Genomic DNA, 22,963 nt, shown 5'->3' with positions numbered 1-22,963 from the left:
TTCCTTCCAAGAGCCTGCCGGGTTGATATACGGAGCGTATGTAATTATATACGGGGCGTATGTCAATATTGGGATACGCCCCGTATATGAAAGGACGGCCTTGATGGCAAAACGCAGCGAAACGATGCAGGCAAACCGCACCCGCTTGGTCTCGACCGCGCGAAAGCATTTTGCCCGAGATGGCTACTCAGCCGCGTCGATGGACGAAATAACGGCTGATGCTGGTCTCACCAGAGGGGCGCTCTATTCCAGTTTTGGCGATAAGCGTGGCCTGCTCGCAGCGGTCGTAGACCAGATCGACACTGAAATGGCGGTACGTGCGAGAGAGAAGGCAGCTGACATTGAGGATGGCTGGCAACGACTGCTCACCGAGGCTTCGGCATATATCAAGATGGCGCTGGAGCCTGAGGTGCAACGCATCGTCCTTCTTGACGGGCCGGCCGTGTTGGGCGATCCCTCGCAATGGCCGAGCCAAGACAGCTGTCTGCAAGTGACGAGACTAACCATCGAACAGTTGCTGAAGCAGCGCAGGCTCAAGGCTCTGGATCCGGAAGCGGCTGCGCGATTGCTAAGCGGCGCGGCACTCAATGCGGCACTCTGGGTCGCAGCGAGCAGCGAGCCGGAACAGACCCTTCCCAAGGCGGTCGAAACTTTTCGTGAACTCGCCACCGGACTGCTTCGCAGCATGACGCCATCAGATCCGGCTCGTGAGTAATTTCACGCCAGCCAGTCCGTAGAAGGCCGCCATCGTGATTTCGATCCAACGGCGGGCAGACAGGTAGGCGTTCAGCGCGTGACGCGTCGAAAAGATCAAGGCGTAGCTGCTGAAGATCACCAGGCTCGAAGAACAACAAATGCCGACGATCAACGCAACCGCCGGGCCAGGCGCGTTTGGGGGAAGCCCGAGTGAGATGATCGCAAGCCATGCGAACACGGCTTTAGGATTGGTAACGTGGATCGCGTAGCCGCGAAGCCAGAGTTGCATGCCGCTGTGTTGCGCGCCGGCTTCGGTTATTGTCAGGTCGGGGGCGCTTTTACGCGCCGCTTTAAGGGCCTTCCATGCGAGGAAAAGAAGATAGAGCCCGCCAATGACCTTTACGACTTCGAGTGCGAATGCGTACGTACGAAGAAGCGTCGCTAACCCCAATGCTGCGCCACACGCCCACGTCAACGACCCGCAAAAGACGCCGAGCGCCATCATGAGACCCGCACGCCGTCCTTGAGAAATTGCGGCCCCCATGATCGCGAAGTTCGCGGGTCCAGGAGTCACCAGCGCGATCAGGTAGGCGATATAGGCTGGCCAGATATAGTCCAGGTAAGTCGAAAGATCTGACATGATGGTCCCTCGGGTTTAAGCACTGCGCCGGATTGTTTTCGTCGATGGCCAATGACGCCAAGGTCATCGCATATTGATGTTATCGAACTTCGATTGCGCCGCCGTAAGCCTGGCTTGATTGTCCACGGCCCAATCGTAGAGCGCTAGGAACGGATCCTGCAACGTGCGGCCGAAGGGCGTGATCGAGTATTCGACCGCGATCGGCGAGGTCGTCGTGACATGGCGTTCGACCAGACCATTCCGTTCGAGTCGACGAAGCGCCTCGGTCAATGACTTCTGCGAGATGTCACCCAGCCGTCGCTTCAGCGCGTTGAAACGTTTTGGTTCCTCGCACAGAAATGTGAGGATGAGGATCGACCACTTGTTGGCGATCTGCTCGAGTATTGGGCGGACACCGGGAATGGTCTCCAGCACTTGCTGCTCTGTATAAGGCACTAGATTACCTCGACTGCACCTGGGTTCCTCAAGGTGCGTAATTGACACCTGGTTTCAAATTCATACCTTGCGGCGATCTTTTCATCAATCGTCAAGGAACTCCTATGAACACGCCCTCTCATACACAGCCTGGCACTGCCATCGTCACCGGCGCCTCCTCCGGTATTGGCAAAATCTACGCCGAGCGGCTCGCATCCCGGGGACATGACATCGTTCTCGTTGCTCGCCGCCAGGATCGTCTTCTCAAAATCGCCGCCGACCTCGGAACGCGCTTTGGGGTCAAGGTCGACATACTGACTGCAGATCTCTCAACCCCTTCCGGCTTGGAGCTCGTCAGCGCCCGCATCGAGGACGATGCAACCGTCACGTTCCTCGTCAACAATGCGGGCTTCTCAATCTTGAAGCCACTGACTGAAACGCCAGCTCGCGTCATCGATGAGATGATCGCGGTCAACGTAACAGCCTTGACCGTCCTCTCGAAGGCCGCGCTCGTAAACTTCAAGAAGCGAGGCAGAGGCACCCTCATCAATATTGGTTCCGGAGCCGGTATTGCCGCTTATCCCGGCATTCCCGTCTATGGCGCCACAAAGGCCTATGTAGCACTGTTCACCAGGAGCCTGCAGAGTGAGGTGGACAGTTCATCTGTTCGCATCCAATTGGTTTTGCCAGGTGCTGTCGTGTCCGAAGGCTGGGACGTCGCTGGTGGCGCGGACCTTGATCCTTTGCCTCAATCAATCGTGATGACCACAGAAGACTGCGTTGACGCGGCGCTTGCGGGGCTTGATCTGGGAGAAACCGTGACCGCACCATCGCTTCAGGACGAAACCATGCTCAAGAACCACGAAGCTTTGTCGAATGACCTCATGAGCGCAATGTTCGACCAGAACCCCGCGCCGCGGTATCGGCTTCCCAATTAAGACGTCCCATCGCAGCCGCGTTATCGGACCGACAGCTGGCAAGTCATGCCAGCTGCCAGTCTGGAACGGAGGAGGTCTATTTCGCGGCCTCTTCGATGAGCTTGGCGACGGGCTCAGGATGTGACGTCATCACGACATGAGATGCACCCTTAATGACGACCGTGTCTTTCGATTTGGCGCGTTCAGCCATGAACTTCTGCGCGGCCGCAGGGATATTCTTGTCACCGTCTCCATAGACGAACCAGGACGGTATCTTCTTCCATGCCGGTTCAGGTGACTTTTCGCCGAGCGCAGCTTCGGCGATCGGGCGCTGGGTTGCCGCCATGATTGCCGCCTCATTTTCAGGAACGTCGTGGGCGAACTGCTTATGAAACGCTTTCTGTTCGATGTAGAGGTCCGATCCACCGCCGGGAAGCGGAACAGGTTTGGCGAGTGCAGAAGCCAAGGTGCCGCCCGGGAATTTTCCGGAAAGGTCAGCGGCGGACTCGCCCGCCTCTGGAGCAAACGCGGCAACGTAAACCAGAGCCTTAACGCTCTTCTGGCCGTTGGCCGCAGCGGAAATGACCGATCCGCCATAGGAATGGCCAACGAGAACGACCGGGGTTTCAATGCTTTTCACAATGTCGGCGACATAGTCTGCATCGGATTTCACGCCGCGCAATGGGTTGGCGACGGCCACAACCTGATAACCATCCTTCAGAAGGATTTTGGTGACACCCGACCAGCTTGATGCGTCAGCGAAGGCGCCGTGAACGAGAACCACGGTCGGTTTTGCGTTTTCGCCGGCACTGGCGGATCCGGCAAGAAGGGAGCCTGCGAGTGCAGCAGCGATTGCGATTTTGGACATGATTGTCTTCCTTTCCATTATGTTGCGTTAAAGGATTGGGCTATCGACCGATAGCGCTATGCGCGACGGCTTACAAACAAGCCCGCGGACGGGCATGTCTTGTAGATTCTTGCATGAGGAGACGTTATTACTGCTGCTTGGCGTCTCGGCGGCTGTTCATTCGAGCAAGCGCGCCGCGGCCTGCTCGACCCGCCGCTCGCGCAGGGCACGCCGCCCCTTGGAGTCATCCAGAACCAGGTCGACAATTTCCTTGGGCGAGGAACGCGGTGTTCCGCCGGGGAACGGAGGTGCTGGATCGTATTCAATCGCCAGCTGGATCTTGCGGGCAACGATCTCTCCGGCGGCATCGGCTACGACCCGAAGCGCCATGTCGATCCCCGATGTCACGCCCCCGGATGTGTAGAGATTGCCATCAACCGTGAGCCGGTCATCGGAGACGATCGCGCCAAAGCTGGCAAGGAGATCTCGCGCCTGCCAGTGACCACCGGAGCGCCGGCCTTTCAACAAACCAGCCGCGCCGAGCAATAGTGAACCGGTGCATACACCAAAGACGTAGCGCGCCCCCGCTGCCTCACGCCTGACGTATTCGATCCAGACCGGGTCAAGCATCGCAACGTCAATTCCCGTGCCGCCAGGGATGACAAGAATGTCGGACTTCTTGCTCTCCGATCGCGTCGCGTCGGGAACAAGCCGTAAGCCGCGATCGGTCATGACTGGCTGCATGGATTCCGCCACCAGCTCCACACTCCAGCCCGGCACGCGAGCCAGGACTTCGAACGGGCCAGTGGCGTCAAGTTGAACCATGTCAGGCACGCAGACGATGTTACAGTGAACCGCGCTACTTCTATTCTTCGAGCTTCCTTCTTCGGTTGCCATCGCTTTCACTCCGCTGATCTTCAAGGTCGTCAAAGCCGCAGCGCCTGTCATGGCGCCTCTTCTGGTAAGCAACATCTCTATCGTCTCCAGCTTGTTGATCGACTTGTCTTGTGGCTAATATCCTTCGATGCGGGGCAACGGTCTATGACAATGAACGATCAAAAAATGCCAGCGAGACTCGTTCTGATACTCGCGTTTCCGGGCGTTCAGATACTTGATATTGCGGGGCCGGCGCAGGCTCTCACAACCGCCAACGAAGAAGGTGCCGCGCCTGGTTACGACGTGCGGATCGTCTCGCCGACGTTTCAACTCGTGCAGACTGCATCAGGCTTTCCGATCGCAGCGGAAGAGGTCCCTGTTGGGTTGAAATCGGACATGGTGGTCATACCCGGAGGTCCGGGAGTTTACCCTGGCCGTCAAAGCCCGGGCCTAATCGACTTCGTCAGGGGTTTGAGCTCCAACACCGTCCGCGTTTGCTCGGTTTGTACGGGGGCGTTCCTTTTGGCTCAAACGGGATTGCTTGACGGCCGCAAGGCGGTCACGCATTGGCGTTCGTGCGAACGCCTTGCCGCGGATTATCCCAACGTCAGTGTCGATCCCGACCCCCTGTTCTTGCGCGACGGCCAATTCTGGACGACCGCGGGGGTGACGGCCGGGATCGATCTCATGCTGAACCTCATCGAGAATGATCACGGGGCAGCGCTGGCATCCCGTGTCGCGCGCCGTCTCGTCGTCTATATGAGGCGCGCGGGCGGACAGAAGCAATACAGTGAGCCGCTTACCCTACAGCAGAGTAGTGCCAGCCCTTACGACGCTCTGCTCCAGAAGATTGCCACAGAACCCGCTTTTCCGTGGACTGTCGAAGCCATGGCCGAATATTGCGGGCAGTCGCTGAGAACGTTTCACCGACGATACGAACAATCGACCGGCGTATCTCCCGCGAAGGCAATCGAGAAAATACGATGTGACCTTGCTCGCGCACTGCTGCATACGAGCGAGCACCCGATAAAGGAAATAGCCCGCCGCGTTGGATTCGGAAGTGAGCTTCGTTTGCGCCGCGCCATGCTGCGACATTACGGGGTTGGTCCCAATGAATTGCGTCATAGCTTCCCGGCCTGACGACGGTGAGACAGTCATAGCAGGCGGCCAATACTCGTGTTTAGAAGGTCAAGAACATGTCCCATCAATGCAGTAAATGCAGCTCAGATATGGAAGAGGGGTTCTTGCTTGAAATGGGGGACGTTGGCATCTTGTCGCCGGAGACTTGGGTTGCTGGAAAGCCCGACAAGAGCCTCATCTCCGGACTAAAGCTCAAGGGAAAAAGACTCTATGACGTCGTCACTTATCGTTGCATTGTCTGCGGTTATCTCGACTCTTATGCATTGCCGAAGAAATAGACGACAAACCGTTCTAAACGTCGTCGTCGATCAACAGGGTGAGTTAAACACTTGACACTGTATCTTCAAGTTAAGGCTTCTTAGCCTCAAGCTACTCGATCCGCCAGCCCTGATGTAGTGCCTTTCGCAAAGCGTGTTGGGGAGCATCCGACGGATCTTCTGAACGCCGTGCTGAAGGCACTTGCGGATTGGAAGCCCACGGACAGTCCGATCTCTTCCACGGCGCGGCTTCCCGCCCGAAGAGCGTCTTTTGCCAGCGCCATTCTCCATTGCAGCAGGTACTCGATCGGCCCGACACCCACTACGGCGCGGAACCTCGTGGCGAAGGTGGAGCGAGATACGGAGCAGAGGCCCGCGAGAGTATCTACGGTCCAGGTCCGAGCCACATCCATGTGCATGGCTCGAATGGCGCGGCCCGCAAGTGGGTCGCGCAGGCCAGCAAGCAGTCCACCGGCAGCGCCTGACATGAGGGGACCAGTGCGCAATATCTCGACCAGGACTAGCTTGATCAATTGTAGGAGGATGAACTCGCTTGCTGGGCCAGGGTCCTGAGCCTCACTGTCTATTAAAGCAAGAAGGGAGTGTACGCGGTCTAGGGAAGGCTTGCCTGCTTCCACATGAACAAGCGACGGCAGCATGCTCGTCAACAGGTCCTCGTTGGCGCTCTCGAATATAAACTTCCCCATGTGCAGCCTGATCGGACGGTCGGACCCCGATCCAAGAGTCGGCCTTCTTTGCTTTTTCTGAGCGACAAGAACTTCGCTTTCGACAGAAGCGGCGGAAAGGTCTGACGCGAGGCTGAACGGAGACGAGGTACGGATCAGCGCAAAATCACCAGACCGCATAAGGCTCGGTTTTTGCTTCGGACGTAAAAGCAGACACTCTCCGTGTTCGACCCAGAAGAAGAGGAAATCGTCTCTTTTGGGAAAGGAAATCCCCCACCGGCCGCAGGCGTCCAGTCCGCGACCAAGCAGCATGGCGCGTGGCCGTAGCAGTCCGACGATATCGAGAAAAGGATCCATGTTTCATACGATACATAAAGTTTCTCGGCGTTTCAATTATCGACCATGCAATCTCGACCGGTTATCCTGAGTCCGCAGTCAAAGGCTTCAATCATTAAGGAACAGGTGAACAATGATTACGATCCCGATGGCAAACCTCGAAAAATTCGCTGACGAGGATAATGGTCAGCCGCTGGTCATGTTGAACCTCGCGCGTTTTAAAGTCGATGGCGGGAGGGAACGCTATTTCGAATACCTTGGCATTGCAGGCCCAATCGCCGCGCGTTTTGGGGCAGAAATTGTTTTCGCGGGAGAAACCCTACCAGCTCTCGCGGCGGAACAGGGACAGGCTTGGGATGTTGTTGCCCTCGTGCGGTATCCAAACCGGCACGCCTTTCTTCAGATGCTCACAGATCCCGACTACGCAAGTGCCGACCAACTGCGAATATCCGCTCTTCAAGATGCAGTTTTGCAGCCGGTCCCAGTCCGTTGAACGTGCAGTGTCGGCCATGAGAGCAAGGCTTACGACAACAATTGGGCATGAATGATGGACGGGCATTGATCACTTGCCGGCGGCTGTGCATGCTTTGTCCGGCGGCAAAGGGTGGCAACAGAAGTAAGAGGCTGCCGTACGGAGGACCGGCGATCGCTCCCTCCGTTCCAGCGCAGTGGTGAGGGGGTCGTGTGTTTTGCGAGATCTTGCGGGACCATTTATGCAGATCAAGCGCCACAGGGCGGCACTCGCGGTTCTCGTCGCAAGCTTTGGCGGTCTCTTTCTGGCAGGGATTGCCTTGACGCTTTTCGTGCCGGAGCTTCGGCCCGGTAGCCTCGCGGTGCTTCGGCCAGAAGACGAGGCTGGGGGTCTGGGGTCATTTGTGACATCGGCATATTCAAGCGGTAACGTGGTCTACGCGATGTCGGTCACCCTCGGCGTAAATCTTCTGTGGGCCTCGCTGATCCAGACGACGCTGCCGACTTTCATTATCCCCTATTTCGGAATCTTCGCGACAGGCCTCCGCTTCTTTTTCTGGGGTGTTCTCTTCACGCCGGTCGGAACTGCAGATTCGTCGATCTTCATTCACTACGTCACCCTGTGTCTCGAAGGCGCGGGCTACACCCTCGCAGCGCTTGCAGCCTGGATCTACAGCCAAATGTTCCTGAAGCCCCAAAGCTATGGCTTCAACAGCAAGCAGGAAGGTTTCAAGGCGGGCAGTTTCGCGACGTTGAAAATCTACCTTTTGATCACCGCGGTTTTAGTGGTTGCAGCAGCATATGAGGCGGTGTCAGTCATTTATTTTATTGCTGATTAGGTGACGCCACGACGAATGGCTCGGTCGCTTCTATTTTGCCACGACTATGACCGCCACACCTGTTTGAATTCGTCGACCGGAGTGTGACCAAAATAGCGTCTGAATTCGCGGCTGAACTGCGCGGGACTGTTATAACCAACGGCACGCGCAATCTCTCCGATCCTGGACCTTTCCTCCGAGATCAGCCGCCGGGCCTCGTGGAGCCGCGCCGCTTTTACGTATTGTAATGGACTCATGCCGGTGAAGTGTCGGAAGTGCGTATGAAATGACGAAACGCTCACCCCGGCCTTCCCGGCAAGCGCCGGGATTGAAACGGGGGCCAGGATACATCCGTATAATCGGTTCACGCTCCTGACGATCCAGCTCGGGCCATCGCCCGGTCGCAGTGCCTCGACGATACCCGCATTCGCAGGGGCGGTCAGCGTTCGATATGTTAGCTCTCCTAATATGCCTGCGCCGAGTGCAGCTGTTTCGACCGGATCGCAAAGCGCCCTTAAAAGTCGAACAAGCCCGTCCTCGGTTACCGTGTCGAATTCCATTGATACTGAGCTTCTCGGAGGGCAGATGTGGCGCTTTTCGTGACGGGCCTCAATCATCGGCCACAAGCGATCAAGTATGGCTGGATCGAATTCCACCACGACCGCTAGACGTGTTTTATCCGGGTTGCATCGTTTTGATATTCGAAGAGGGAGTGGAACGGAAGTCACGAAGATATCGCAGCGATCGTCCGGCGCCATATGGTAGTTTGGCTGTGGATCGCCACTCATCTGGAGCAGGATAACCATTCCCGGCGTCGTGAATAATAAAATATCAGACTCTGACTGCTCTGTTCTTACAACGCGAACTCGTGATGGACCTGTCACGTTAGCGCCCCGGCGAGGGGCCAGGCTCGCGGCCAGAACTTGAATTTCTGGGAAACAACCTAGTCTCGGTGCATCCAATTGCTATTCCTTGTCTCGCCCGATGATCCCCTTTGAGAATGGCCGCAGCACCTGACGTGGTATAGGAGATTTGTGCAGTTTCATTCTTCCGCTGATATCCTGTCTCAAAGCGGCGGGCTTATTTGGCAGGCGTTGAGCCTGTATCGCCTGCCCTGCCGAGTGACCCTGTCAGACGGAGAGACCCCGTCATCTCAACGAGAATTCGGTCACACCTCTTGGAAGTACTTCTCGATTGCTCGGAAGAGATCCGCTTTGAAAGCGTCGGTTTCCGGTCCCGGCACCAGGTCGAATCCGTGAAATACACCGTCATATACATGCAATTCTGTTTTGACCCCCGCGCGGATCAAACGGCCAGCGTATTCGATCGAGTCATCAACGAGGAAATCCAGGCTTCCGACCGCAATGAATGCCGGCGCCAGGCTCGAGAGGTCATCTGTGCGTGCGGGAGCGAGATAGGGTAAGCTATCAATCGCCACGTTCTTTAATCGAGCGCCCCATAATTGCCGTAGATAGGATAGTGGAAGAACGAACTCTCCACCGAACGGATTTCTTACGGGCGCATTACGACGGACGCGACGGTCATCGAGAGCGGGGTAGATCAGGACCTGACCCTTGAGCGGGATCGCCCCGTCGCGGGCCAGGACGGCCACGCCGGCGGCAAGGCTCCCGCCTGCACTGTCTCCCATCACCACAATAGTCTCAGGTTTGAACCCCAGAACACTGGCTTGCTCCCGAAGCCAGCGCAGCGCGACTAAACTCTCCTCAAGAGCAACATGGCCAGCGACCTCCGGCACGCGATGGTAGTCGACCGACAGAACGATGGCACTGTGTCGGTTTGCAAGCTCTGAGCAATAGGGAGCGAACATGTCAGCAGAACCAGCTATCCAGCCACCGCCATGCAGATGCAGGATTGCGCCTCGAGCTGGTCCATCGTTCGGACGAAACAGCAGCGTGCGCACCTTTTCCGCTTCGTCTCGCTCGATAAAGATCTCTTTGAACTGATGGATATCGGGCGCTCCGTAGGCGCCTGCATACGCCTTTTCGAGGTTCTGACGGATGTCCTCTATGGGCTGAGTGTCGTAATCGAAGATCGGAATGACCGTTGCCGCGGCGCGATATGCTGGCGCAACAAGATGGAGGGTGTTCATGAGATCTCCGTTGAGTGGGCCGAGAAACGGCGTGTTGCGGCTGTTGCGACAAAGTACGTCTCAGCTTGAAACGGAAGGCCTTGTCCGATCAAAATACTCTCCAACAAGGTCTTCGCTCTTTTTCCAGAGCATTTCGGCGCGCGCCGGATCGATGGCATAGGACATCACGCCGTCACGAATGCCTGGAACATCATCGACCTCAGCGACGTGACAGTCTTCCAAATACTTGCCGCCAATCTCGGCGGGATCTGCAACCGCTACCGCCCAGACTGACGTTGCGGCAAGTTGTTCGGGTGACTTCAATTCCAGAGCTTCAATGCCTGCCTTCGAGCGATCAGCCGCAATCAGGCCGAAGACATCATTAATCTCCTGCGGTGACAGGTGACGCATGATAGGCGTCATGCCGGTCCCCGGCATAACGGCGCACGCCCTGGTCCGTCGTCCGCGGTGCCTTTTGTCGAAGGCGATCGCGAAAAGGGAATTGGCAGTCTTGGACCGGTTGTAGGCTTGCCATCGGTCATAGTCGTTATGGTCAAAGTTGGGGTCCTCGAGATCGACGTCTGCTCCGCGATGGCCGTTGGAGGATACAACTACCACACGGCCGCCGTCTTCTATAAGCGGCGCGATCCGGTTGATCAGGACAAAGTGCCCGAGATGGTTCGTGCCGAACTGCATTTCAAAGCCGTCTTCGGTGCGTTGGAAGGGCGTCGCCATGACTCCGGCATTGGCAATGATGCCGTCAAATGCAGCTTGTTCGGCAACGAGCGCGTCCGCAGCGGTGCGAACGCTCTCCAGTGATGCAAGATCGAGCTCGACGAGTTCAAGGCGGCCACCCGGAAATGTGGCGCTCGACCCTACCTGTCCAAGCTGCACGGCTTCCTTATGAACATCCCTCGCCGTCCCGGTTACAGAAGCGCCGTGCCTTACCAGAGTGCGCGCAATCTCCAGCCCCTGCCCCGGAAGATACTCCAGTGACAAGAAATCGACGACCGGCAAGCGACACCCCGTCGAGAACGTCTTCAGCGGTTGATTGTTTGTTCAGTCTGGGGGCCAACTCGTAGACTCCTCAATCTCTGATCCCCGGGGGAATGGTGTCGAGCCAGATCCATAAGCGCCAACAGCATTTTTGCTGGTGTCGCCGCGCCGGGTCATTGTGGAACGCTCTGACGCTTAGGGCAGGCAGACGTCTCCAAAGGGGATTGTAGGAAGGCCTCTGTTGTGGCCGGCTCACGTCAGCGTGACCCTTTGCCCGAGCAGTTCGTCATGAAGTTTTCATTGCTTGAAGAATGCGAGAAGATCCGCGTTGATCACGTCGCAATGGGTCGTTGCCATGCCGTGCGGAAGCCCTTCGTAAACCTTGAGAGTTGCATGCTTCAGAATCTTGACCGACAGATGCGCCGAGTCGGCGATCGGTACAATCTGGTCGTCGTCGCCGTGCATCACGAGAACTGGCACATCGATCGCCTTCAGGTCTTCGGTGAAGTCGGTTTCGGAGAATGCCTTGACGCAGTCGTAATGGGCCTTCGCGCCGCCCATCATACCCTGGCGCCACCAGTTCTGGATGGTGCCTTCAGAAACCTGCGCGCCTGGGCGGTTGAAGCCATAGAAGGGTCCGGCCGGAACATCCCGGAAGAACTGCGCGCGGTTGGCGGCAAGAGCCGTGCGGAAACCGTCGAACACTTCGAGTGGCAAGCCACCTGGATTGTTGTCCGTCTTCAGCATGATCGGCGGCACGGCGCCCATCAGTGCAGCCTTGGCCACGCGGCCATTGCCGCCATGCTTTGCAACGTAACGGGCGACTTCGCCGCCGCCGGTCGAGTGGCCGACATGGAAGGCATTCTTGAGGTCGAGATGCGCGACCAGCTCTGCGACGTCAGCGACATAGGTATCCATGTCGTTGCCGGTATCGGTCTGGCTTGAACGGCCATGGCCACGCCGATCATGGGCGATGACGCGGTAACCCTGACCGAGGAAGAATATCATCTGGGCGTCCCAGTCGTCGGCCGAAAGCGGCCAGCCGTGATGGAAAACGATCGGCTGGGCCTCTTTCGAACCCCAATCCTTGTAGAAAATCTGCGTGCCGTCCTGGGTGATGAAAAAATGGCTGCTCACGTATAGCTTCCTCAGATGGAGTCATAGTCGTCACTGCGGACATGCGTCCGCCTCGGGATCTCGGCCCCAAGGATGACCAAGGGGTACGTGCACGTATAGGAGATTTGTGCACATTGCCGGCAATGTTATCGCGAGGACCCTGCGGTCCTGAGGACCATGCTTGGCACTGCCGAAAGGATCCTGAAGCCCATCTTCGATGATTGCTATCGAACCATTAAAGCGCCCCTTTCGCTCCTCAGGCGCGGGCCGCGGCCTGTGCAATTTGAGATGTGAATTCACCTAAGAAATCGCCCCTCGATACCTCGCCCATGTCGATCGCTTTGGCATTGCCGCCGGCCACTACCGTCACGTCCTCGATGCCGATCACCTTCAGGATCAGCTTCAGGTAGGTGGTTGCCAGGTCGCGATCCCGGATGGGAGAGCCCTCTGTGTAGACGCCGCCTGATGCCATAAGGATTGTGCACGCCTTGCCCTTGACCAATCCCTCACCACCAAAGCCTAGCGTTTTGCCTTTTCTCACGATGTGATCGACATACGCCTTCAAAACTGCCGGAATATTGTAGTTGTAAACGGGCGTCCCGATGGCGATGTGATCTGCGCTGAGAATCTCGTCAACAAGTTCGTCTGACAGGCGCAGAATGTCCTTCATCTCGACCGTGTGCCGCTCGGGTGGTGTAAAATATGCGCCAAGCCAGGGCATCGTAACGAATGGAAGATTTGTCTCCATCAGGTCGCGGTTCACCACCGTTCCTTCTGGGTTGTTTTCCAGCCACTGTTCCACGAAGGCTGCGGTCAAGCCTCGCGAAATGGAATGCGTACCACGGGGGCTGGATTCGATGACGAGCAGTTTTGGCAAAGGGAAATCTCCATGTTTAGACAGAAAGGTACCGCATAAAGTGTGTGTGACGGAAATCTATGGGATGACAGCGATCTATGAAACTGATGTAATTATGATGGAAACGATCAGTTAGGGAGATGGATGTGATCGGGAGACTGACACTCGACCAGCTTAGAGTGCTCGTAACCGTCGTCGATGAGGGAGGTTTTTCTGCCGCGGCGAGGAGGCTCGGTCGGGTCCAGTCAGCGGTGAGCCAGACTGTTCGGGCTCTCGAGGAGACGCAAGGCATCGAGCTGTTTTCGCGCGGGCGGCAACGACCCTCTCTTACTCCGGTCGGGCAGGTACTTGTCGAGCAGGCGCGTTCGGTGCTGACTAGCGCCGCACGTTTTGAAGCCGTGGCGGCCGGAACAAGGCAGGGCCTGGAGCCTTCACTGACATTGGCAATAGATCCTCTCGTCCCAACCGAGCCCCTGATAGAAAGTATGCGGGCGCTCCAAGCCACCTTCCCCAATCTCCCCGTATCGTTTTTCACCGAAGGACTGGGCGGTGCGGAACGCCGCCTGCGAGCAGGGGCGGCGTCGCTTGCAATTTGTCTTCTGTTACCCTCAGCGCCTGAAGATCTGATGGTCTATCCGCTTATGGAGGAGAAGCTGGTGCCGGTCGCCTCCCTTGATCATCCACTCGCCCGCGCGCGAAAGACGTTGACCGACGATGACCTCGATGCTCACGTCCAATTGGTTCTCGCAGACGGTTTGGACAGCGCTGGGCAGAGTTATGGAGTCCTCAGCAGCAAGGTCTGGAGATTTGTCGATCTCGCTCGACGCCTTGATTTTCTGCTTGCCGGTTTTGGCTGGTGCAAGATGCCAAGAAATCTCGTTCAGCCTCACCTTGAGGCCGGCCGACTAAAGGAGCTATTCCTATCGGACGCCTTACCCGCTGCGTACACGCTACCGATCTACGCTGCTCATGTTCGTAATCAGCCGCTTGGTCGCGCAGGCAAGTGGCTTTTGGACGACCTCCGTCAACGATTGGTGACGAAGGAAAGAGACGTTATGTAAATGGATGGCCTGAAGGTCGAGCTGTCGTATCACGACCAAATTGGACGACGTCAGAAAGCTCAAAATCGCGACTAAGATGCGGGGCACCGTTCGGCGAGAAGGCTGGTTAGCTGAAGAAGCTGCCATCGAAGGTCGGAACGATCCGCCCGATGTCTTGAGATGAACTTCTAAGGCTTCGACTGTGCGAGCTATTGCTCGTGGGGAGCCATTTGCGTTGCTAAAACCTCGGCGTCCAAAATATGCACGCCGGAACACAGCAATCAGTTGTGTCGCGCTTGCGGAATGCAAACCGGAGACATTTATCGGCCGAGCGGCCCTCTGCTACGCCTCTGTAAACGGCCGCTCGTTCCGGAAGACCGAAATCTCATTCAGCGAAGGGCCACCTCTTCGGCGACCTGGCTAAGAGCGGCCCGAAACAGGGTTTTTCCCGGACCGTCCAGCCATTCCTCCATAGAGGTCATTGGGCCGAACTCTTTTTCAAGTGCCGGAATGTCGGCACGTCCCGCCACGGTCCCATCGTCGACGAGGCGAGTCAGATCCCTGAGGAACCCGTTTTCTGCAAGCAAAGCGTCCGAGAAGCGTTGATATCTGATGGTTCGCCCGGCCGCCCTCGAGAAGACCCGTTGTATGTCACTACCCGTCACCGACGCGCCCGATAGCTCAATGGCTTGATTGATATAACTGTTCGGAGCCAACAGTATCGTTGCATTAATTCGGCCGAGATCCTGTAAAGCGATGATCTGCATGCTCTGCTCGGGATGCATGAAGAAGGTGAAGGTATCGTGGGAAAGGCCAAGCCCGGGCAGCATCATCATTTCCATGAACGTGGCGGGTCGGGTTATCGTGTAGGGGATCGAGAGCGATTTGATGTGAGTTTCGATCTTAGATTTGCTGTCGAAATGACCCATTCCTGTTCGACCTTTTCCGGACGCGCCGCTCGATGAGTAGACAAGATGCCGGACCCCTGCTCGCGCAGCGCTGTCCGCAATCGCCTTACCTTGCTCGATCTCCTGCGCATCTGTCACCTCGCCACTAGGCGAACTGGCTTGAACACTGAAAACACCCGAGACGCCTGCCATCGCTTGGTCGATCGACACAGGATCAAATAGATCGCCCTTGATCAGGGAGATCCCTTCCGCAGCTAATCGTTTGGCCTTTTCGCTTTCTGGATCGCGCACAAAAGCGCGAACTTTCTTGCCTCTCGCGTTCAACCCGCGCGCGACTGCGCCGCCCTGCTGTCCAGTCGCGCCGAAGATTAGATATTCAGGATTGATTTCCATGACAGTTACCTTTTGATAGCTTCGTTGGTTACTATCTGGAACCTATTGGAAACCAGCACAAGACGGCACACTCTTGATCGTCAGGCACAGGACTGTAACGAATGAAAGACAAAGGCATGCGCGAAATCCACGGGCGACCAATCATAGAAACCGCGCGCGGACCGGTTCTTACGCCCTGTGCGCCGGGAAGCGTACTTGCGCGGCTCGGGGATAAGTGGACGATCCTGGTGATTTCGATGCTGGCACTCTCACCGCATGCTCCGTTGCGCTTTGGGTCGCTAAAGCGCGGCATTCCAGACATCTCTCAGCGCATGCTGACACTCACCCTTCGCAACCTGGAACGTGACGGTCTCGTCGCTCGCAAATACTATCCGGAAGTGCCTCCCCGGGTGGAATACGAACTTACCGCCCGTGGAAAATCAATGCTGGAGCCCTTAGGCGCGTTTACCGCGTGGATCCGTGATACCTGGCAGGAAATAGAGGCCTCCAGGGTTGCTTTCGATGAGGCGGTTCAAGGCCACGCAACAGAAGAACCCTAATACCCGCCACGTGGACAGGCCTTTCCAGTTCTCGAGTGCCATCCCAGTTGTCTAATTTCGACGCGTTTGGCCAATGCCAAGCCTCGGCTGGTCCAGAGCCAGTTCCTCCCCTCTCTCAAATTGACAGAAGGTATGGCTTCCTTCATCGATTATATTGGCCCGGTGAAATAATATCCTGATCAACAAGCACGTTGAATTTGTATCCAGGCCGGATCTGCAACGTCGGCAGCACATCCATATTCCGCTGTATCGTACGGTCCCCCACCCGCCCAAACGTCTCGGCGAAATTGCGCCTTGCTGCGTCGGATGCCGTATCCTGCGTGGCTAGCGTCGAGCTCTGAGGCACCGTAATGTCAATGCCGGTCCCGATCAGGGCGATCATGACCGCCGAGCCGAAGGTTTTGAGGTAGTGGTTGTTCTTTTTGTCATTGAAGCCGCCATAGCCTTCCGCATCGGTGCCGGCCATGCCACCGATCTGCAAAGTCGTGCCGTTTGGAAAGATGATATCGGACCAAACGATAAGGACGCGGCTTTGGCCGAACGAAACCTTGCTGTCATAAAGACCGAACAGTTTCGTGCCCTGCGGGATTAGAAGGCGGTGGCCCGTTGCGCTGTCGTAGACATTTTGACTGACCTGCGCGGTGATGCGCCCTGGCAGGTCGGGATCGATGCCTGTAATCAATGTCGCCGGAATAACCGAGCCTCGTTACAGTGCGTATAGGGACTGCTGCGACAAGACGCGGTTCGGCAGATAGCCGAGATCCTTAAGATCGGCATTGAAGAAGTCTTCCTTGGAGCTCTGCCCGTTTGGGTCGACGTTCTGCCCGCCCAAACCGGCGCGCAAGGCTGCGGCATAAAGATCGGAACGGTTTGCGCTTGCGGCTGTCGCCGTCCGAGTTCCGGCGCTGTCATCTTTTTCCGACCGCGCTTCCAGCTTCCCGCGGTCGATCGCCAGCGGCGCGTCATAGGCGGAGTCTCGCGCCTGCAACCGGGCCATCCGCTGGCGTTGCTGCTCGCGGAGAACCTTTCGCTGTTGCTCAAGGGCAAGACGTGCCCGCCACACCTCTTCCGGCTCCAGTTCCGGTTCCCGCCGCTGCTGTCCCTGCTGGGGCTGCGGCGTAAAGGGATTGGCCGCCTTCTCGTCGGCCTTTTCGGTCTCGACCGGCCTCGGCTGGAACGTCTGCTGGTCCTGTGGCTCGCCAATGATTCCGTCTGTGACACCCCGCTTGATCTGGTCGGCATAGGTCGAAGCCGGATTGCCCGAACTGGTGTCCGGACCGCTATCCTTACCGAAGTAAAGCCCGCGTGACGAAAGCCCGTAGAAGATGATGCCGAGAAAGGCGACCAACAGCACAATCACGACGATGACCGGCAGACGGTTCACCCGCTTGATGCCGGATGAAGCCTGACTGTTTTGCGCACCACCGAGTTTGAGGGATTGCACCATGATGTACTCCCTCACCCGCGCCGCATGAGCGACACTGCGCTCGCCGGTGTCGCGCCCGCTGTCGTCACGGTATAGGCGCGGCCAAGTTCGACACTGCTGGTCGAGAGCCTTGCGAGCACCTGGCCGTCATGGGGCATGATGACATAGGCGAGCGGAATGACGGCAGCGCCGCTATCCGTCTTCTGGTCGGTGACAACCGCATAACCCCACCCCTTCAATGCTGCTTCAAGCGCCTGTCCGAACGGAGAACCATCCTGTTTGAGCACAACGGTTGCCTTCCCCTGTCCGATCTGTTCGGCAAGGCGGCTGACCATGTCGCCCGCGATGGCGCCCGCCGCCGGTCCGGAGATCTCTGGAGGTGCCGCGCTCGTGGTGAGACCGCCAGTATCCATTGACTGGCAGCCGGAAAGGAGGATGGCGAGGCCACTGGCTATGGCCAGGCAGCGGATGGGGCCGAGGCTGTTCGCGTTGCGGCGAAGGAGCTTCAGCATCATCGCCCTCCCTTGCTGATGGTCACCTTCTGCTGTTTCCAGCCGACGCCTGAGACGAGGACGGCACGATCGATATTGTAATCGACCACCATCATGTTGCTCTTCATGCGATAATTGACGATACGGTTCTGGCCGCCGGAGACGACGAAGAGAACCGGTGCATCCTGACCGGAGATTGACCGCGGAAACTGGATATATGTCTTCTGCCCATCGGAATAGACACGCGTCGGTCGCCAGCCGGCACTACCCGAGACGGAATAGGCAAAGCTTAATTGCTCCGCCGGAACGCCGGCGCCCGGCATCGTGCTGGCTTCCAGTCGTGCGTTAACGTCGACTTCTGTTTGTCCGTTCGACCAAGGTGAGATAATTGCGTTTCTGACGGCATCGAGGTCCTGTTCACCGCCAACGGCGAACGATTCAACCAACCTGCTCCTGGCAGCTTCTAGCCACTCATCAAGCTTTCGCGCGGTCTCAGAGCGGATCATGGACTGGAAGTTGCCGATTACGGTGCCGGCTATCACAAAGTCAGGGACATTCACCTCAATCGCTGCCACGAGGATCGCTTCGGATTTTGCAAGGTCATCGCGGGCAGTGCTCAGTAGCCGGGCGATGACTCGTGCCGAGGTCGTTCTGGCAAGCTCGCTCTGGTTGGCCTTCTCTGCAAGACGTCGACGTTGAGCCCATTGATAGACAACGCCACTCTGCCCCACGAAGCCATTGGTCTTCATTTCACGCCAAAGTGCCAGCGCGTTTCGCGTAGCTTCCTCCCAACGGTCATTGAGCCAAGGCAGCCAGCTGTGCAATGAGCTGGGTCGTGTTCGGAAGACGTCGAGACGCTGCGCTCTCAAAACGTTGCGAGCGAGCTTTCGGCTGTGGCCCTTTAGCCGTACGATCTGGCGAATTGATGCTCCTTTTTTCGACAGTTCCCGGATCGCTTCGTTCGTTTCCTGCCGGCGCAGATACCCCTCGCACTGCAGCTTCTCAGCGTAAGTCAGGAACTTGGGATCAACGACATTGTTTCCGACCGCCTGCTTGATCTGGCGCATCGATTTACCGCCAGCATCGAGGAATGCTCGGCTGGAATTCTCCATAAGATGCCAACAGTCAACGACCTGCTCAGCATCAAGTAGGGCCTTTGCAATGACCTCACGATAGCCGCCGCCCCGATCGCGGGCGACCATGGGAATCGACTGATGCCCGGCAAGCCAAGCTCGAGAGGTATCCAATGCTCGATCCGGCAACAGGGTGACGGGCCTTCACCGCTCCAAATCGCAGACGATCGTACCGTAGGTTTGGCCTCGCCTGAATGCAAAATCATCAATGCCGATGACTGTGAGTTCATCGTTGGGGTCGGCGATACGGCGGCGAACTACTCGTAACAGGGTGTCATTGCTCACCGGTACCATCAGACGATTGGCAAAGGCGGCCGCAGGTCTGCCGCCAAGGGCCAAGCCAAGATAATGTAAGATGGTCTCCAGGCGCTGGGTACGCCGACCGTAACGTGCCAACACCCCACTATCGATGTGTTCGCAGAAGATGCGCCGACAACACAGAACGGCGTCACACCAAAACCGTCGCGCCACGATTGCCAGTTCAACTCGCCGTCCGATGAACGGCAGGTCAGCGGGCCACCGTAGATATCGGCTTTGAACTCGTCGGCCCTGTCGCCTACAGGCTGGGCAAGTTCCTGAAGTAGCGCGTGACCGCAGCCGAAGCAATCCGCGACAACCGCTACATCATCGACAGCAAATCCGGATGGAGCTAGGCTTGCCCGTTGAAATCGTCGTTGCATGGCTGATCCTCCGGTGAATCAGCAAGACCATGATCCTGAACAGCAGCCAATGTGAGTCAGAGCCAATATCCTATGCCGAAACACATCCGGTCATGAACTCGCGCATCGCAAAGATCGGACCGCGCATCCACAGCGCGGCAGAAGCTCCAGCATGTAATCATAAAGGGCCTCATCGATCTCGAGCCATTCGCCCATGTAGAGAGGTGAGGCGTCGAACCCTTCCTTGTCGGGGCGCTGACCGTGCCGGTCAAACAACCTGAACCTTTGCGGACGCGTGGCAACACCTTCGAAAATCTTTCGGGTGGTATTTTCGATCTTCATTTTTCCTTTCAGATATCGGGAGCAAAGCGATGACCGTCGCGATCATCTTCATCTTCAATCCGTCACGATATCTTGCAGGCCGCCGGCATCCCGCGCGGCAGGGTCAAGGACCGGCTCTTAGCCGGGCGCAGCCTCCCTTGACGCGGTCGACCGAGGTGCGGCACGCCTTCCTCCTATTTGCCTGGCTGCATTCTCCTTCACTCTTTCCTGCAAGACCTCGTTCCAGTCATCCGCTGGCGGCCGCAAACGTGACCAGTCAGACGACATTGCCTCGCTTAACCCGCGCAAACGGTCTGCAAAAATCTCCCCTTGGGGGTTTGCGTCAGTCGCACCCACGACTTGCGTAGCAAATCGCGAAATAAGGCCGCTGGACGAAAAGTCGGTTTCGGTCCGATTTCTACTGCAATGATTTCAACCAGCGATCAATTTCCAAGACTATCGACGCTTCGACGCCGTAGTAACCATGCGGTGTGAGGGATCCACAGTCATGTTTAGAAACCTTTCGCCCTCCGGAAGTTTCCAAAATCTCCACTCTTCTGCTGCCGGTAAGCAATGCTTTAATCCTCGGCGCCATTGTCGGGGGTGCCACCCAACAGCGATCGTCCGCATTGGCGATCACAAGAACAGGTGCTTTGACACTCCGAAGCTCGGCGGTGAAAACTGTTTCGCCGCTGTGACCCAAAATGGATACGGGTTCAGCTAGGACGACAGCAGCAAGATAATTGTTCGTATCACTTGCGCCGGCACCTACTGCAGCAATTGCCCCTTGGCTTGTACCGATAACTCCTACCTTTTTGCCGAATTTCTGATGCGTGAAACTTATCAATCGACGAAGAGCTGCCACATATTCCGCACTACTGCGTAACCCACGGAGGTTCACATCCTTACCTGGATCGGGCACCACGACAGTGTAACCGAGCCTGTTCCAAAGCGGTATATCGCGGACAACGAAGTTGTTGCGGTGCTTGAGAGTGCCATTTCGACGGATGCCCAAGGTTCCTGCTCCACCAGGCAACATTAGGACCACCGCCTTAGCGGAGGGTCGGCCGACGAAAAGAACCCTGTCTATACCGTAGTCATGGATATCTACAACGTGCCGATTGGACGTTGTCTCACCTAACTCCCATGCAGTTGAGTAGGCCGCTTCGGCGGCCTCAACGTGGACCTTAGAAACAGTGAAAGGAACTAACATGCAGATCAACAAAATCATCTGCGATACTGAAATTTTCATGATGTATACCTCAAGCACTCAAGAAAATTCCACGCGTGTGGTATTCAGAATAAGTCGCATAATGTAAAATGGCGCAACAAGCGAACCCAAACCGAGGGTAAACAGACTTATTAAAAGCCACACAATTATATTTAGCATCATTTCTGATGTTTTGAGCCCATGATTTAACTTGCCAATTACCACTTGGTTACAATCAACGATTTCTGTTCTGTCGATGATGAAATTGGCAAAAGCGTATGGTACGACAAGCCCGTAAAGTCCTAACGTCAAAATGCTTAATGCGACCCATAGGACAACGCGAATTACAATATCAGAAAAACTGATATTGTAGCGGAACTGGTAGTCCACATTAGCAATTATGCGGCTGCGCTCTGTATCTTGGTCAGCATCTCTCAAAGCAGCGCTAATCTCAGTAACCACGGTCATATCCTTGCACTTTTGGCGGTTTTCAAAAACGCAGATGAGAATCAATGTGGGGCATTACGTGTACATTACCTGCCAGTCAGAAGACGCAGCTTGGCACTACGCCAAGGGGAAACCGCGGCATTATGGATCAAGTGCCCTAAGGCCGAAAAACAGAAGCCCGGGCGATCTATTTGACGGAGACCAATATCTACGCGTAGGATTTTAACTCTTTTCCGGCTTACCCAATCGCCTTCCGGGGCATATTCAGCTTGCTGACGTGGAAGCGCATCCATGGTCTTCCCACGCATGTGTCGCTTGCGTGATCCCAGACAACCCAGTCCCATTTCGGGCGATGGACAATCCACAAGTTCTGGTCGCGCCGCTTGTATGCAGGTTTCCCACCATAAAACGTTCACGCTTAAAGGTGTAAACCAGATCATCGCTTTGCCGCCGCAGATCAAATTTCTCTCGACCCTCGGGTTTGCCAACCTTCATCCGCGCTTCCCCGTTACCCAATTCTACCACTCTACAGCCGACGCCGTCATGACGTCGAGATTTTGCTCAACTCGTTTTGCCTGTGCTAACATCGGGTCTTCCATGTTCAGATTGATACGAATAGAGCGCTGATCTTTTGATGCCGACCCGCGACGGATTTGTCTGCATATGTCCTGCGATCGCTCCTACGAGTGAGGCAACAGCGCCGTGGAACGATATGGACAACTGGCCTCGTGACGAGCGACTACCCGGCAAACCCGATTTCTGGATCAAGAGCGGTGACGAAATCAAGCCGATCTCAGTGATCCGGGTTTCTGGAGAGGCAGACCCTATCGATCTGCCGGGCTCGGCTGTCGGGCAAGATCCGCTGGGATATGTATTCAAAGTCGAAGAGGGCTGCCTTAGACGTTACCTTGTGTCTTATCAATCTTCCGACGTGGGGGAAGGACGCGTCATGGTTTACGGGCTGCGACTCGAAGATCTGATTGTGGCAGAAATCGACCTAAGCTTGGTCGATGGCAAGCCTCTTTACCAACGAACTGACGATAGGCGGTGACCGCATCTTGATCCCAATGAGACCTACTTCGACCGAAACCATATGGGGTGAACTGAACCGCCAGCGTTAGCTAGCGGTTTTTGCTTTTGTCGGCCGTGACCTTGCCCCCAAGTTTTATCCAGTTTTGAGTTCGCTCCAGCGGTTTTGGGTTGCTGTATTCGGGGCGGTAGCGGCGGGGTGTGGTGCGGAG

Annotated in this window: 23 protein-coding genes and 4 pseudogenes; 8 read left to right on the top strand and 19 right to left on the bottom strand. The window is 56.5% G+C overall.

Going from position 1 to position 22,963, the window contains the following annotated elements; translation table 11 throughout:
- The first annotated feature begins 103 nt into the window (after positions 1 to 103).
- Complete coding sequence (locus tag BLU28_RS24450; protein ID WP_077986123.1) at positions 104 to 715, top strand: TetR/AcrR family transcriptional regulator; 612 nt, start codon at positions 104 to 106, stop codon at positions 713 to 715.
- Here the strand turns inward: BLU28_RS24450 and BLU28_RS24445 are convergent.
- A complete protein-coding gene (locus BLU28_RS24445) occupies positions 695 to 1,336 on the bottom strand; it encodes a LysE family translocator (RefSeq protein WP_077986124.1) in 642 nt (213 codons plus the stop codon). The genes BLU28_RS24450 and BLU28_RS24445 overlap by 21 nt on opposite strands.
- Before the next feature lie 63 nt (positions 1,337 to 1,399).
- On the bottom strand, positions 1,400 to 1,750 hold the full coding sequence (locus tag BLU28_RS24440) for a winged helix-turn-helix transcriptional regulator (protein WP_234794446.1): 351 nt from the start codon (positions 1,748 to 1,750) through the stop codon (positions 1,400 to 1,402).
- 62 nt (positions 1,751 to 1,812) lie between these two features.
- Between BLU28_RS24440 and BLU28_RS24435 the strand changes: the two genes are divergently transcribed.
- The gene (locus tag BLU28_RS24435; protein ID WP_139190426.1) at positions 1,813 to 2,688 is read left to right on the top strand and encodes an SDR family NAD(P)-dependent oxidoreductase; all 876 of its coding nucleotides are present in this window, start codon (positions 1,813 to 1,815) and stop codon (positions 2,686 to 2,688) included.
- Positions 2,689 to 2,764: 76 nt separating this feature from the next.
- Here the strand turns inward: BLU28_RS24435 and BLU28_RS24430 are convergent, their stop codons facing one another.
- Both BLU28_RS24430 and BLU28_RS24425 read right to left on the bottom strand, forming a co-directional pair.
- Entirely contained in the window at positions 2,765 to 3,535 is a 771-nt protein-coding gene (locus tag BLU28_RS24430; RefSeq protein ID WP_077986127.1) for an alpha/beta fold hydrolase, read from the bottom strand.
- 156 nt (positions 3,536 to 3,691) lie between these two features.
- The gene (locus BLU28_RS24425) at positions 3,692 to 4,462 is read right to left on the bottom strand and encodes a DJ-1/PfpI family protein (RefSeq protein WP_210184482.1); all 771 of its coding nucleotides are present in this window, start codon (positions 4,460 to 4,462) and stop codon (positions 3,692 to 3,694) included.
- Positions 4,463 to 4,561: 99 nt separating this feature from the next.
- Here BLU28_RS24425 and BLU28_RS24420 point away from each other — a divergent pair, with 99 nt between their 5' ends.
- Positions 4,562 to 5,530 (top strand): GlxA family transcriptional regulator, encoded by a 969-nt coding sequence (locus tag BLU28_RS24420; RefSeq protein ID WP_175477737.1) that lies wholly within the window; start codon positions 4,562 to 4,564, stop codon positions 5,528 to 5,530.
- A 364-nt stretch (positions 5,531 to 5,894) separates the two neighbouring features.
- Here the strand turns inward: BLU28_RS24420 and BLU28_RS24410 are convergent, their stop codons facing one another.
- A complete protein-coding gene (locus tag BLU28_RS24410; RefSeq protein WP_077986130.1) occupies positions 5,895 to 6,830 on the bottom strand; it encodes an AraC family transcriptional regulator in 936 nt (311 codons plus the stop codon).
- A gap of 112 nt (positions 6,831 to 6,942) precedes the next feature.
- Between BLU28_RS24410 and BLU28_RS24405 the strand changes: the two genes are divergently transcribed.
- Positions 6,943 to 7,302, top strand: a complete 360-nt coding sequence (locus tag BLU28_RS24405) for a DUF1330 domain-containing protein (protein WP_077986131.1) — start codon at positions 6,943 to 6,945, stop codon at positions 7,300 to 7,302.
- A gap of 220 nt (positions 7,303 to 7,522) precedes the next feature.
- Positions 7,523 to 8,119 (top strand): hypothetical protein, encoded by a 597-nt coding sequence (locus BLU28_RS24400; protein WP_077986132.1) that lies wholly within the window; start codon positions 7,523 to 7,525, stop codon positions 8,117 to 8,119.
- Positions 8,120 to 8,163: 44 nt separating this feature from the next.
- Here the strand turns inward: BLU28_RS24400 and BLU28_RS24395 are convergent, their stop codons facing one another.
- The 5 genes and pseudogenes from BLU28_RS24395 to BLU28_RS24375 form a co-directional block, all read right to left on the bottom strand.
- Entirely contained in the window at positions 8,164 to 8,982 is an 819-nt protein-coding gene (locus BLU28_RS24395) for a helix-turn-helix domain-containing protein (RefSeq protein ID WP_175477736.1), read from the bottom strand.
- Between the two features lie 284 nt (positions 8,983 to 9,266).
- Entirely contained in the window at positions 9,267 to 10,208 is a 942-nt protein-coding gene (locus BLU28_RS24390; RefSeq protein WP_077986134.1) for an alpha/beta hydrolase, read from the bottom strand.
- Positions 10,209 to 10,268: 60 nt separating this feature from the next.
- Positions 10,269 to 11,262: pseudogene (locus BLU28_RS24385) on the bottom strand (SDR family NAD(P)-dependent oxidoreductase).
- A gap of 218 nt (positions 11,263 to 11,480) precedes the next feature.
- A complete protein-coding gene (locus tag BLU28_RS24380) occupies positions 11,481 to 12,320 on the bottom strand; it encodes an alpha/beta fold hydrolase (RefSeq protein ID WP_077986135.1) in 840 nt (279 codons plus the stop codon).
- 235 nt (positions 12,321 to 12,555) lie between these two features.
- A complete protein-coding gene (locus BLU28_RS24375; protein WP_077986136.1) occupies positions 12,556 to 13,176 on the bottom strand; it encodes an FMN-dependent NADH-azoreductase in 621 nt (206 codons plus the stop codon).
- A 119-nt stretch (positions 13,177 to 13,295) separates the two neighbouring features.
- On the opposite strand from BLU28_RS24375, the gene BLU28_RS24370 reads away from it, so the two are divergent.
- On the top strand, positions 13,296 to 14,216 hold the full coding sequence (locus BLU28_RS24370; protein WP_077986137.1) for a LysR family transcriptional regulator: 921 nt from the start codon (positions 13,296 to 13,298) through the stop codon (positions 14,214 to 14,216).
- A 368-nt stretch (positions 14,217 to 14,584) separates the two neighbouring features.
- Here the strand turns inward: BLU28_RS24370 and BLU28_RS24365 are convergent, their stop codons facing one another.
- Positions 14,585 to 15,496, bottom strand: coding sequence for an NmrA/HSCARG family protein (locus tag BLU28_RS24365; protein ID WP_077986138.1), 912 nt, complete (start codon positions 15,494 to 15,496; stop codon positions 14,585 to 14,587).
- A gap of 101 nt (positions 15,497 to 15,597) precedes the next feature.
- On the opposite strand from BLU28_RS24365, the gene BLU28_RS24360 reads away from it, so the two are divergent.
- Positions 15,598 to 16,035, top strand: coding sequence for a winged helix-turn-helix transcriptional regulator (locus BLU28_RS24360; protein WP_077986139.1), 438 nt, complete (start codon positions 15,598 to 15,600; stop codon positions 16,033 to 16,035).
- Positions 16,036 to 16,177: 142 nt separating this feature from the next.
- On the opposite strand, the pseudogene trbI reads toward BLU28_RS24360, so the two are convergent.
- The 8 genes and pseudogenes from trbI to BLU28_RS24330 form a co-directional block, all read right to left on the bottom strand.
- Positions 16,178 to 17,482, bottom strand: a pseudogene (gene trbI / locus BLU28_RS24355) (IncP-type conjugal transfer protein TrbI).
- A gap of 11 nt (positions 17,483 to 17,493) precedes the next feature.
- Positions 17,494 to 17,973, bottom strand: coding sequence for a conjugal transfer protein TrbH (trbH, locus tag BLU28_RS24350; RefSeq protein WP_077986148.1), 480 nt, complete (start codon positions 17,971 to 17,973; stop codon positions 17,494 to 17,496).
- Positions 17,973 to 18,275: a TrbG/VirB9 family P-type conjugative transfer protein gene (locus tag BLU28_RS24345; RefSeq protein WP_411463053.1), complete on the bottom strand. Its 303-nt coding sequence runs from the start codon at positions 18,273 to 18,275 to the stop codon at positions 17,973 to 17,975. The genes trbH and BLU28_RS24345 overlap by 1 nt, the downstream gene beginning before the upstream one ends.
- A pseudogene (locus tag BLU28_RS26910) lies at positions 18,261 to 19,765 on the bottom strand (ISL3 family transposase); the annotation flags it as partial. The gene BLU28_RS24345 and the pseudogene BLU28_RS26910, both read right to left, overlap by 15 nt.
- 73 nt (positions 19,766 to 19,838) lie before the next feature.
- A pseudogene (locus tag BLU28_RS24340) lies at positions 19,839 to 20,086 on the bottom strand (DUF1419 domain-containing protein); the annotation flags it as partial.
- A gap of 117 nt (positions 20,087 to 20,203) precedes the next feature.
- Positions 20,204 to 20,422: a toprim domain-containing protein gene (locus BLU28_RS26140; RefSeq protein WP_234794444.1), complete on the bottom strand. Its 219-nt coding sequence runs from the start codon at positions 20,420 to 20,422 to the stop codon at positions 20,204 to 20,206.
- A 61-nt stretch (positions 20,423 to 20,483) separates the two neighbouring features.
- On the bottom strand, positions 20,484 to 21,317 hold the full coding sequence (locus BLU28_RS24335) for an alpha/beta fold hydrolase (protein WP_139190425.1): 834 nt from the start codon (positions 21,315 to 21,317) through the stop codon (positions 20,484 to 20,486).
- 18 nt (positions 21,318 to 21,335) lie between these two features.
- Positions 21,336 to 21,737: a DUF6693 family protein gene (locus BLU28_RS24330; protein ID WP_139190424.1), complete on the bottom strand. Its 402-nt coding sequence runs from the start codon at positions 21,735 to 21,737 to the stop codon at positions 21,336 to 21,338.
- Between the two features lie 619 nt (positions 21,738 to 22,356).
- Here BLU28_RS24330 and BLU28_RS24320 point away from each other — a divergent pair.
- Positions 22,357 to 22,773 (top strand): hypothetical protein, encoded by a 417-nt coding sequence (locus tag BLU28_RS24320; RefSeq protein ID WP_139190423.1) that lies wholly within the window; start codon positions 22,357 to 22,359, stop codon positions 22,771 to 22,773.
- Positions 22,774 to 22,963: the final 190 nt, after the last annotated feature.

The organism is Agrobacterium pusense, assembly GCF_900102105.1.
Taxonomy (GTDB): domain Bacteria; phylum Pseudomonadota; class Alphaproteobacteria; order Rhizobiales; family Rhizobiaceae; genus Agrobacterium; species Agrobacterium pusense.
This window is presented reverse-complemented; position numbering and strand designations above follow the sequence as displayed.